Source organism: Verrucomicrobium sp. BvORR106, from assembly GCF_000739655.1.
Classification (GTDB): domain Bacteria; phylum Verrucomicrobiota; class Verrucomicrobiia; order Verrucomicrobiales; family Verrucomicrobiaceae; genus Verrucomicrobium.
Map to the genome: position 1 here is coordinate 31,837 of NZ_BATR01000075.1, position 11,597 is coordinate 43,433.

An 11,597-nucleotide genomic window follows, 5' to 3' on the forward strand; every position below is an offset into this window, starting at 1 on the left:
GGTTCGTGGTATCATCGGGTGTTGAAGGGGACTATCCGCCTCCAACGGGGGAGCGCATGGGCCAGTCGCCCCTTCCGTTGGCTGCGTCGTTGGCACATCGGGGCGTGTCATTCGAATGTAAATACATGCCGTTGCCGGGAGGAGCGAGAGAGGAGTGGCATTTGGTTGCCAGGGCAAATTTTTCGCAAACAGTTCAGTTGTGTTTTTCTTCGTGATGGTAAATAGGGGGTGCATTAGCCTATGAGCACAACTACGGACATCATTTCTGGTTTCGATGAGGCCGACCTCAGTAAGTTAGTTGCGGGACTCGACCCTGGGACTGCCAGCCAGATTGAGGACATTCTGGGTGAGGCTTCCGTGGTGCGTTTGCAGAGTGGCGCTGCCGCAGCGACGCGGGGCCTCTTTGAACGACGTCTGCCTGCGCCGCCTCCCCGGCTGGACCTGCCCGAGATCGTCTTGCTGCATGGCATCACGGACTGCCACCTGGCCAATGTCAATGGACGTCGCAACCGGATCTGGCTGGATTTCCTGGAGCTCATCAAAGGCAGCTTCATCCGGCAGCTGCCGCTGCAGAGTGATGGCGTCAGCGATCAGCCGGGAGTCGCTTTGGAACCGGACGGTTATGTGAGCAAGAAGTATGACCGCGCCCTTGCTGCGTGGACGCAGGAGGGCTTCCGGAACCGCGTCTTCTGCTATGACTGGCGGCGCAGTGTGACCGCTGCGGCAGATCAGCTTCATACGACGCTGCGCAATCTCCCGTCGGTGCAAGCGGGGGAAAAGGTGATCTTAGTCGGTCACTCCATGGGCGGTCTGGTCGCAGCCACCTTCGCGGCCAAGTGGGGTGACTGGGAGGACTTGATCCATCACTGCATCTTTGTTGGTTCTCCACTCGGAGGTTCCTACAGTGTCCCCATGACGGTGCTGGGTCACTCGCCGTCCTTCCGCCAGATGGACCGCCTGGCCATCTTGGATTCACTTGAGGATTTCCAGCGCATGGCTGCCAGCTTTCCCGGTCTGATCGACATGCTGCCGAATCCAGAGCTGATGCCTGAGGCGGAGGATTTTTACACTCAGGCGGGCTGGCCTGGTGGCATCAAGCCACAGCAGGCCCATCTTGATGCGAGCCGTGCCTTGAAGTCGGTAATCTGGCGCAGCCCGATCTTTGCGAAATCCACGCACATCATTTCCCAAGGGCATGCCACCACCTCCAGCATGCCGTGGAACGGCAGCCACACAGACCGCACTGCAACTCTCGTGAGCAGTGAAGGTGATGGTGCGGCGCTTACCAAGTCCTCGGTGGTGCCTGGCTTGAAAACCTACCTCGCAACCGGGGAGCATGGCACCCTGGTAAACGAGCCTGGTATTCACGGTGCCATCATGGCGATTGCCACGGGCAAAGTGCCGGAACTTCAGGAATACGATCCCACGCGGCCAGTTGCTGCGACCCGGAGCCTGCCTGCCTCCGCTGCAGCGGCAGGTTTGAGTGCTCCCTTGATTCCTACGAGCGGGTCCGCTGCGATTGAGGCTGTTCGCGAGGTCCGTGTAGGCCAGGAGCTTGCGCTCCACTTCTCCTCAGAGACCGCCGTTCGCGCCCGCACACAAGTGGCAGGAGAGCCTGGGTTTGATCGCAGCAAGTTGAAGGTCGCCGGCTTCTCCTGGCACAACGCGTTGTCTCTCGCCATTGCGAGCTTGGACGCCTATCGCAGCCATCAGTCAGAGATGTCGGCTCGTGCCAAGGGGGACTGGGGCTTCCACGGCTATGAGCCCTTTGACGTTGCGGAGACTCAGGGTTTTGTTAGTTGGGACGATGACGTCGTCCTTCTCAGCTTCCGGGGTACGGAGCAGAAGATCAGCGACTGGCTGCGGAATTTTAACGTCGTCCCAGAAGGATCCGGCCGCTTCGGAGCCGTTCACGGCGGGTTCTATGAAGGTTACAAAAAGGCGGAGGGGGAAGTGAAAAAACTCCTCGCCAAAGCGGGTGCGGGCACGGGGGCGGGGCGGAAGAAGCTCTGGATCACCGGCCACAGTCTGGGGGGCGCACTCGCTGCAGTCGCTGGTGCAGAGCTCTACGACAGCTTCCCGGCATCCGGATTTTCCACCTACGGCCAGCCCAAGCTCGCCGGTGAGCAGCTTGTCGAATTCTATGCTGCCAAGTACCCCGGCGCTTACTTCAGGTTCAAGAATAACAATGACATCGTCACCCGGGTGCCCCCCGGCTATGACCACGTAGGGAAGCTCTACTGGTTCAATCGCAACGGCGAGTTGCAGCAGGAGGTCCGCACTCGCGGCACGGCTCTGTCACTGCCGCCGGAAGTGCTGGAAAAGAGCACGGAGCTCACCCAGGCGGAGTTTGATGCCTTGAAGGCAAGACTCGATGCCGCTGCCACCCCGGCGACGCGCGGCGGTCTCGCCCTGCCGCGTGCCGACTACCAGATCGAGGGGCTTTCACTGATTCCCTCTTTCGGAATCTCAGATCACTCCCTGGCCAATCAGTACGTCCCCATCATCCGCAAGTACGTGTAAACGTGCCAGTCTCCGCCTGCGCCGGTCCGCTTCCCACTGCGGGCGGCGATGAAACTACTTCACTGTAAACTGCCATTTGCCATCTTCCTATGGACTCAGCCCAACTCCTGCAAAAGATCCTCAGCAGCGCCCCCAAGATCACCCTCAATGGCAAAGTCTACTACATCGTTGAAAACGACCGCAAAGTCCTGGAGGAGGACCTGCCAGACTACGCCGAATCCGTGTGCGACAGCTCCGCATGCGCGGCGCAGACCAACGCCAAGTCCTCCGAGCTCGTCTCCGCCACCCTGGGCAAGCGGAAGATGCGCTGGCGCGCCCCCGCCATCCTCACCTGGAAGATGGACGAAGCCAGCTTCCTGGGGAACAAGAAGCGGCTGGAAAACGCGACGAAGTTCTGCAAAAAAGCTGCCGAAGACTGGAACGATGCCGCCACGGAGAAGGGGATCTATGACAAGATCCACTTCGAGCAGACGGATGGGGAGGCGGCCTTCCAGTTCGCCTTCCACCCGTTCCCGGATTCGCCCGGGCTGCTTGCGCTCGCCTTCTTCCCCAATGCGACCAAGGACGAGCGCTTCGTCTACATCGGCCCCGGGGCCCTGGATGAATACATCGGGTATGATCAGGTCGGCATCATCCGCCATGAACTCGGCCATGTGATCGGCTGCCGCCATGAGCACATCCTCCCCCAGGCCCAGGCTGGCATGACTGAGGAGGAGAAGGCAGACATGGAGCAGTGGGTTATAGGAAAGATCGGTGGTGCTGCGCTCACCAAGTATGACGGGCAGTCCGTCATGCACTACCCCATCGACCCCACCACGGGCAAGGGCACCTACGACTTCAAAATCTCCAAACTCGACAAAGAAGGCTTCGCTGCCCTCTATAGCGCAACGTACGACCCGGAGACCATTCAGGAATTCGATGTCAAAATCTGAAACGGCATGAGCGATGATATTGAGGTCGTACTGGGCAATGCACAGTCGACCCTGGACAAAGCCGCCACCTTGCTCGGGACTCTGGCCGTCAGGTTCGCGCCTCCTGGCGGCCAGCCTGCAGCGGTTGAGCAGTTCTGGATGACGCCGCGCCATGCGCTGGAGCTGTATCGCTATCTGAAGGCATATCGCGATCGGCTGGAGGGGTTCCACACCAGGCTGAAGAAGGAGCATGCCGCAGGTACCTCACCTTCCGCGCTCTACATTCAGTTGCTGGACGATCAGCGCTTCGAGCTGGAGACCGCCCGCGAATTCGTACAGGAGGCCTTCATCAAGCCGCGTACTTCCGGGACACGTCCGCTCGCTCTGGAGGTGGCAGACTGGATCTGCGTGGAAGGCTTCCAGCTCTTTGTCAAAAAGTACACCGAACGGAAGTCGGGCGAGGAGTCAACACCCGCCGTCAGTGCGCAAAACTATCCCCTGGGGCCCCTGGTGGCCATCGACTCCCGGCGGACCCCTGCCGTGTGGGATGATGATACCCAGCTCAGCATTCCCTCCCTCTTCGATCTCACCGCCCGGGTCATGCGCACCCCCCAGAGCTCGCTGAGCGGTCTCGCCGTCTTCCCCGTCATCACCTTGCCTGCGGATCTGTCCGAACTTCCGGAGTACTACGCCCTGCTCTCACATGAGGTCGGGCACGCCGCCGATGCCGCCTTCGGCATCACGAAACTCATCCTGGCAGAGATTGGGAAGCAGGCGGCAGGCTTGCAACGCCTGGACTATTGGAGGGCCTGGATGCGGGAGATCGTGGCCGATGCCGCCGGGGTCGCCCTTTCGGGGGATGCGTTCGCCCTCGCCTGGTGGCGTTACGTCATGCCCTTGAAGCGGCAGAGGGATCTCACCTGCAGCAATGCCTATCCACCCACCTTGCTGCGGCGTGAGTTCATCCGCCAGATGCTCGCCAGCCGTAGTGAGCTTGCTCCCGCTGTACCGCCGGAGTTTCCTGAGCTCCCACCAGGAGAGCTTCCTGAGTATCATCCTTTCAAGGAGGAGTTCGCAGCATTCGTTTTGCCACAGTTGCAGCAGTGCATCTTTGCTGCCGTGCCCGACCCCGTCGCCGAGGAGTCCTTCGTGCGGGCGTCCGCTTTGGCTGGAGATGCCTTGGTGGTAGACGCCAAGAAACTTTGGGAGCGCAAGCCGCTTCGTGCGCTTCCCTCCGTGATCACCCAAGCCGTCGGCCGGGTGGCCGACTACTACTCCTGGGGGAGCCTGCACCACTGGCACGAAGCCTACAAGAGGCAGAACAACGTGCCCGGCTGGCACACCCAGACCACCAGCAACTGGGCCTTCACCAAGGACTATCTTCCCAGCCTTCGCCCCACCATCATGGGGACGGATGGCGTCACCAAGTTCCCCCCCAGGGTCCTCCTCCTCAACCACCACAAGATCGCCTTCCTCGGCGCCACGCAGAAGTGGCTGCTGAAGGCCCTGGAGGAGACGCTCCTGCTCCGGAAGGAGCCTTGGGAGTCCATGGAGATCTACTTCGCCTCAGACTCCCTCCTGGAGTCCGTGGAGTACCACAGCCCCCGTGGCCGGCGTCGCACCGTCAGGAGCGTACGGCATGAGCGGGACAAGGTGATCTCCCGACTGAAGACGTTCTTTCAGCGAACCCCCCGCTGTTGCAAGCGCGTCCGGTTTTACCTGTTCAACGGTCCGCCGGTGTTCGGCTCTTTCTGGGACTGGGACCAGCCCGGCGGCCGCATCCACATCAGCTCCCAGCTCGCCGGCGTCTGCCTCAGCAAATGCCCCGCCATCGACCACATCTGGCTCCAGGACACCCCCACCTTCACCTATGAGCAGTACCGCAAGTGCCTCCGCAACATCCGCTCCAGGTCGGTGCCTGTGTCACTTTGACCGGTCACGGTCTTATTCGTAGTGTGAGCGGATAAATAGAGGCTTTAAGGATGCAGGCCTCTCCCTCCTCCTGTCGTGTTGAAAGATGCAAAAGCCAGGGAAGCAACTCGGATCACCAACCGCTATTCATTTCCTATGCCGAAACCAACCAAACGCCCGACAAAGCCGAATCTGGGTACCGTGGTCATCGTCGCGCTTCAAGAAGAGTTTGGGCACTTGTTCCACGACAGCAAGCTGAGAAGAAAGAAGGCGATGCCCGCCAGGCTCGGCGTTTGGTATGAGCTTGAGCTCGAACCTGGCGTCAAAGTCAACGTCACCTTCATCGGGAGAATGGGTTCGGCGGAATCCATCGCCTTTACCACAAAGTTGCTGGAGAACTACCGGGCTGATGTCATCGTCAACATCGGAGTCTCAGGCAGCTTCAACCATGATGTGAAGCTTGGTGATGTCGTTTGTGCCAGCTTGACGGACCTCTTTGCTGAGGCTGGAGCCATTGAGGAGGTTGAGGGGAAAACGGTTCTCCGGCCCTCAGGAATACCGCTCAGGACGGAAGACTTCAAAGCCCTGGTCGACAACCTTCCGTTCGAGCACAAGATCGAACACGCAGATTGGGTCAGAGCATGCGCTGGTAGACGAAAGAAGATTTTGGGAGGGAGGGAAAATGCTGTTCCGCCTGGTCTGCTTGGGAAGGAAGTCAAGGTGCTGACTGGGCACCTGGCCTGCGCTGGGGAGGTGGTAAAGTCAGCGGTATGGAAGCAAGGCATTCTGCAGCGCGATCGAAAGTATCTTGCCATCGACATGGAGTCCGCCGCCATCGCATTCGCCGCAGATGAGGCCAGGGGGGCAGGGTGCAAGTTGCTCGTAGTTCGGGGCATTTCTGACTTCGCAGATGCAAGGAAGGACCAGATCGACGCAGTTGGGCTCGATGATGGGAATGCCATCCGGCAGTGGGCCCTGGGGAATGCGCTTGGAGTCGTCAAGATGGTGTTGAAAGCATCAGCTAGAGGCGGCGGTAGACGCGTGCCGCTGATCAATGATGTGGTGCATCGGCTCAATGCCAAGTGTGAGCCGCACCTGGATCACAAGACTCTGCAGCTCTACAAGCGCAATCCAGACACAGTCCTGGCTGATTATGAGATCCTGTTCAATCTGCTGCTGGATGGTGAGACACCATTCGAAGGGTTTCACACAAAGCTGGAGTCCCTCGAGTCGATGACTCAGGGCAATTCGGAGCTGGCTGTCGTGGGAGGTTATCCTGGCACTGGGAAGTCTTCCCTTTTGACCTGCTTCTATCTCACCCAGTTGGAGCGCTATCAGAAAGGGGAGTCACGCATGCTCCCCATCTGCGTTAACATCCGCAACCTTCTTCCTGAAGACCAGGCTGATCCACCTTCTGAGCAAGAGGTCGTGGAGAACTTCGCCAGGCTGTTCAAAGAACTGGTCTTTGGGGCGGCGCATGAGGCGCACAGCGACAGCCTGCTCCTCATTGTGGATGGCTGCGACAGTTACCTGAGGCATCCGATGCAGTCCATTCTTGACGGAGAGCTCCGCCGTCAGTTGGCGGCAGTGCATGAGCACTGCAAAACGGTCAAGCTCGTAGGAGCTGGCATCAGGGATTCATCACCGGCAAGTGCGCTCGCTGCAGACATGCTCCAGTGGGCCGACAAGGAGACGATGCTGCACCTGGGGCGGGTGAGAAGCGACAGTCCCAAACTGCCTGCCGTGATCGATGCTTACACAAAAGTAAACGCAGGCGAGGGGGCTGCACCCCTGGTGAAGCAGATTCGGGAACTCATCGTCAAATGCCGTACTGCCGAGGTGGACTTGTTTGTATTGTCCCTCTTAACCATGGCCATACGCAGGCACTGGCATCAAAAGGAGGCGGGCATCGGCTCATTGTACTTTGACTATTGTATTGAGCAGGTCAATGCATCAGCGCCAGGAACTCTCTCAGAAAGCATCACGAAGCAGGTGCTTAAAAAGCTCGCGAAATCGGTTTTTGATATCTACGCAAGAAGGGTTGGCCTGACGTACAAAGACTACTACGTCCCAGGCGTTCCGGACAATCTGGTGCGGCAAGTGCTGGCGGTCATTCCCCATTTGCACTCCAGTTTGAGGGAGTTCCTCATCGCAGAGCATGCCGTGGAGCTGCTTTTGAGCGGGGTGGTCGCGGAAGACATCAGCGACAGCGTCATCTACCCGTACGGTATCAACAGGTTTGTGCGGGCCATTATCAATCGATCCACGGAGTCTCAGGTCGAGGCGATTCACAGCATCAGACTCATCCTCGACCAGGGGCCGCCCATCAAGCAAAAGACCCACCTGGCTTATGTCCTGGGCCGGTTTTCTGATACTGGGTGTTGCCGGGTGGCGATATCCATCTTGAATGAACTGCGCAGAACGTTCCCGAAGAGCCTCCCTGAGATGCAAGAGCGTGTTCTCGAGGGTCCCGGGGAGGAGGAGGGGAGGCGCATGCTGCTGCTCCACAGAACCATTTACATCAGTCTCATCTACCTTGGCAATGAAACTGCAGCAGAAGAATACTTGAAAATCCTGCTGAGCTATCCCGTTTGTGACAATCTAAACCGGGGTTTTCACCTCCAGTACTACGAGGATCAGTCTTTGCCGCCTCCGGCAGACGACATGATCGGATTTGATGATGTTCGAATTGTGCCTCGAAACACTTTTGAAGTCCTTGCCGAGAAGCTTGAGGGAGATGTGAGAAGTGGGAGGAAGCGGGCCATGACGTTTGTAGAACTGCATACGATCTGTTCGCTCTGCATCAACCGGCACGTGGCAGGGGTGTTGCCATCAGACATTCGCCAACGTTTGCTGAAGCTGGTCCAAGAAACGCTGGCCCGCCAGTTCACGGACCTGACCAAGGCCTTCACAGCATTCCTCCATCAAACTTTGGACATGCTTAAGAAGGGGCAGGTAAGCATCGGGTCGATCTTTTCAGAGCTTCATGCGCTGAAGCGCCAAAAAAGAGCGGGTTGGACAACTCCTCGAACCACTGAGGATGGGGTGACCTATCACAGGCAGTGCAAGGATCCAGAGTCAGTCGCAGACCACACGTGGGGATGTCTGTTGATTGCCGACGCCTTTCTTCCCGAGATATCTCCTGACGATGAAGGGTACGACAAGTTGACGATTCTAAGGACGCTGCTGATACATGATCTTCCCGAGACCTACACTGGGGATATTCCATCTTTCCTGAAGACAAGTGACGATTTAGTCAAGGAGGAGAGAGCCATGGGTAAGATTGTCTCTTTGTCTGCTCTTGCTGAGTTCAGGGGAATTGCAGGTTGGCGGACCATCTGGACTCAGTTCAAGGAACTCAGCACGATCAACGCAAGGATTGCGGCAGACATCGATGCCTTGGAGGGGTATCTCCAAATGTTGAGGTACCACTGGGACGATGATGCGGTCGTCGAAGATGCGCAGTCATGGGCCGAAGGAGTGTCCAGTCGGCTGTACACGGTGCAGGGAAGACGCATCTTCAAGAACCTGAGGCACGAGGGCGCTGACTCGCTAAGCTGGTTCAAGGAGACATCTAGAGACTCGAAACCGACTCGCTGACCGTCCATTCACTGCTCTGGCCCCTGTCAGCTCTGGGGTTTGTTTACATAGTATCAAAGTAGTGCTTGGATCTCCCGATTCCTCCGGGAATTGCACTCGAACACATTTTTTTGCAAACTATGGCCACTCCGTCCTCGCTGCCGCCGCCCGTCCGTATCTACATTCTCTGGCATCCCGGGCTGGACCAACGTGAGGAGTTCAAGGGGCGCGATCTCAAAAAGCTCACGCCGCTGGAGTTGGCCACCCATCTGCGTGGCCTTTCTCTGGCCAGGCGCCTCTACTACTGGTTCCGCCTGGAGAATATGGAGGGTATTCCTGTTTACTTCCGCAGTACCCCGGAGAACGCCAGCCTGGGGGAGACGCCGCCGCCCATTCCCGAGGACCCCGGAGTCCGCAACTACATCATCCCCCTCGTTGATGCCACTATGGTCGCCAGCCCGGACTGGCGGGCCTACGTGGCGCACTATGCCGCCAAGTCCTCCCGGCAGCCCGACGCCGCTCCGCTCAAGCGAAACAGCCCTGCCACCTTCCGCCTGCTGCCCGTGGCAGTGGAGCCGGTGGCCTACAACATGCCGGAGTCCATGCGAAAGCTCAACTTCCTCAGACACATCACCCCTGCAGGCATGGTCCCGGAGGATGCCGAGCTCATTGCGCGCATCACCGAAGTGCTCTGCCGGGACATGCGCGCCTGGTGTCATCCTTCAGATAAGTCCCTGGAGAAACCCGCGAACAAACGCAAGGCAGCCGCGGTGCCGGAAAAGATCAAGATCTTCCTCAGTCACGCCAAGGCGGACGACACGGAGGAGGCCATCACCCTGAAGCAATACATCCAGAGGGAAACGCAATGCGAAGCCTTCTTCGATGAAACAGACATCGCCTCAGGGTATGACTATACCACCATCCTGGACACCGCCGTCACCCGGGAGTCCGCAGGGCTCATCGTGATCCAGGGCGACAACTACGCCGACCGCCCCTGGTGCCGCAAGGAGATCCGTGATTTCCTGAGACCCGTCGAGGATTCATGCGGCGCGGGAAAAGGGCGGCAGTACTTCGTCGCGCCAGCCGTGGTGGTGCAGACCATGAAGGGCAAGCAGATCGCGCGCACCATCCCTGAACTCGGGTACTCACCCTGTGTGCGCTGGCAGGATGCCCAGTCAGCACGTTTTGTCATCACCACCCTGCTGCGGGAGATTCTATTCGGCCTCTTTTACCGTCGCCTGGCCGCCAAGTATGCCGCGCTGCAACCGGGATCACGCAAAGTGTTTCTCAATCGCAGCCCGGACCCGGTAATGATTGCTCGCATCATGGCCACCCCGGAGATGAAGAGCCTCGCCGCCAGCCCCCAACCAGTCTCCTTCATCCACCCGGGCTACGGTTTGAGCAACATGGAGAAAGACGGGCTGAAGGCATCCTTCCCCCGCTACTACTTCAGATCCTTCAACGAGAGTTCAGGAAAGTACAAAGCACCAGATCTCAACTTGCGGGGAAGGATCATCTCCATCTCCGTAGGGCATTCGGAGGAGATCCTCAACACCGGTTGCTGGAGCGAGCACACCCAGGAGATACTGCTGCGCTTCATGAGACCACTGCTGCGGGCCCAGGCCTCCCTCCTGTACGGTGGGAGGCTGCCGGAGTCCTTCCGCCCAGCCGAGCCTTGGAAGGAAGAGCTCAACTTCACCGCATCGCTTTTGCAGCTCCTCCTGGCGGAGCGCGACGTCACCACCAGCACGCTGCAGGCGCCACCCCGGCTGTACGTCCCCATCCGCCATCACGGGGGGGATCAAATAGATGCCCAGAAAATCGCTCAATGGACGGACATCTGCTCCTTCGTGAAGGTGCCTGCAAAAGACTGGCAGGTGGGGGCTCCGTTCGATGACAAAACCCGTCCCCAACCCCTCACCGAAGTGGAGCTCGCTAAAATGCCTGAATCTGAGCGGGAGCGGGCCAAAGAAGCGCGGCAACAACTGGCGAAGGCCTTCGAACCCGCTCGCAATGCCATTGCGCTCACCATCATGCGCCGGCGGATCTGCGGCATCGGCGGGAACCTCACCTGCAAATTGCCCGATCCTCCCCTGGGCAGCGCTGGCGGCAATAACCAGGAGATCGACACCTCTGCCCACCTGCTCATGGGGGGCAAGACTGAGGGCTTCACCGGATGGATGCCCGGTCTCTTTGAGGAAGCCCTGTACGCCATCAAGCAAAACAAACCCGTCTTCCTGATCTCCGCCGCGGGAGGCGCCGCAGGGATGCTCGCAGAGTGGTTGCTGCACCCACCCGCCAAGCAGCCTCCGCAGTTGACGGTGGACCATTACATCGAGCATGATCCCGTCTACGCGCGCATGTTTGCCGGCATCACTGCTGCAGATTTGCAGGTGGCATGCAAAGCCTTCTGTCAGGACATCATGGATGCTCTTTGGGAGCGCGTAGAAAGTGTGAGGGATGCCACCAAACTGGGTGAGCTCCTCAAGAACGGTCTGACATGGGAGAAGAATCTCGAGCTGCTGGAAGCAAAAAACACCGGCAGGATCTGTCAGCTCGTATGGGAGGGCATGGAAAAGCAACCTTAGACCCTGTTTGGATAAAATCCTGCGCAGCCGCACTGTTCACAGTACACTTAAAATCTCTGCCACCACCGGATGTTTTTATCCAAAT

General features: G+C 58.7%; 5 protein-coding genes. All 5 read left to right on the forward strand.

What is annotated here, in order from left to right:
* Nucleotides 1-240 precede the first annotated feature (240 nt).
* The 5 genes from BV106_RS11100 (at nt 241) to BV106_RS11120 (ending at nt 11,512) form a co-directional block, all read left to right on the forward strand.
* On the forward strand, nt 241-2,523 hold the full coding sequence (locus tag BV106_RS11100) for an alpha/beta fold hydrolase (RefSeq protein WP_038164464.1): 2,283 nt from the start codon (nt 241-243) through the stop codon (nt 2,521-2,523).
* Between the two features lie 89 nt (nt 2,524-2,612).
* Nucleotides 2,613-3,455, forward strand: a complete 843-nt coding sequence (locus BV106_RS35415; RefSeq protein ID WP_051945642.1) for a hypothetical protein — start codon at nt 2,613-2,615, stop codon at nt 3,453-3,455.
* A 6-nt stretch (nt 3,456-3,461) separates the two neighbouring features.
* Nucleotides 3,462-5,366 carry a hypothetical protein gene (locus tag BV106_RS11110; RefSeq protein ID WP_038164466.1) on the forward strand — a complete coding sequence of 635 codons (1,905 nt, stop codon included), beginning with the start codon at nt 3,462-3,464 and terminating at the stop codon, nt 5,364-5,366.
* A 135-nt stretch (nt 5,367-5,501) separates the two neighbouring features.
* Nucleotides 5,502-8,945, forward strand: a complete 3,444-nt coding sequence (locus BV106_RS11115; RefSeq protein WP_038164468.1) for an HD domain-containing protein — start codon at nt 5,502-5,504, stop codon at nt 8,943-8,945.
* A 119-nt stretch (nt 8,946-9,064) separates the two neighbouring features.
* Nucleotides 9,065-11,512, forward strand: a complete 2,448-nt coding sequence (locus BV106_RS11120; RefSeq protein ID WP_038164470.1) for a TIR domain-containing protein — start codon at nt 9,065-9,067, stop codon at nt 11,510-11,512.
* Nucleotides 11,513-11,597 lie beyond the last annotated feature (85 nt).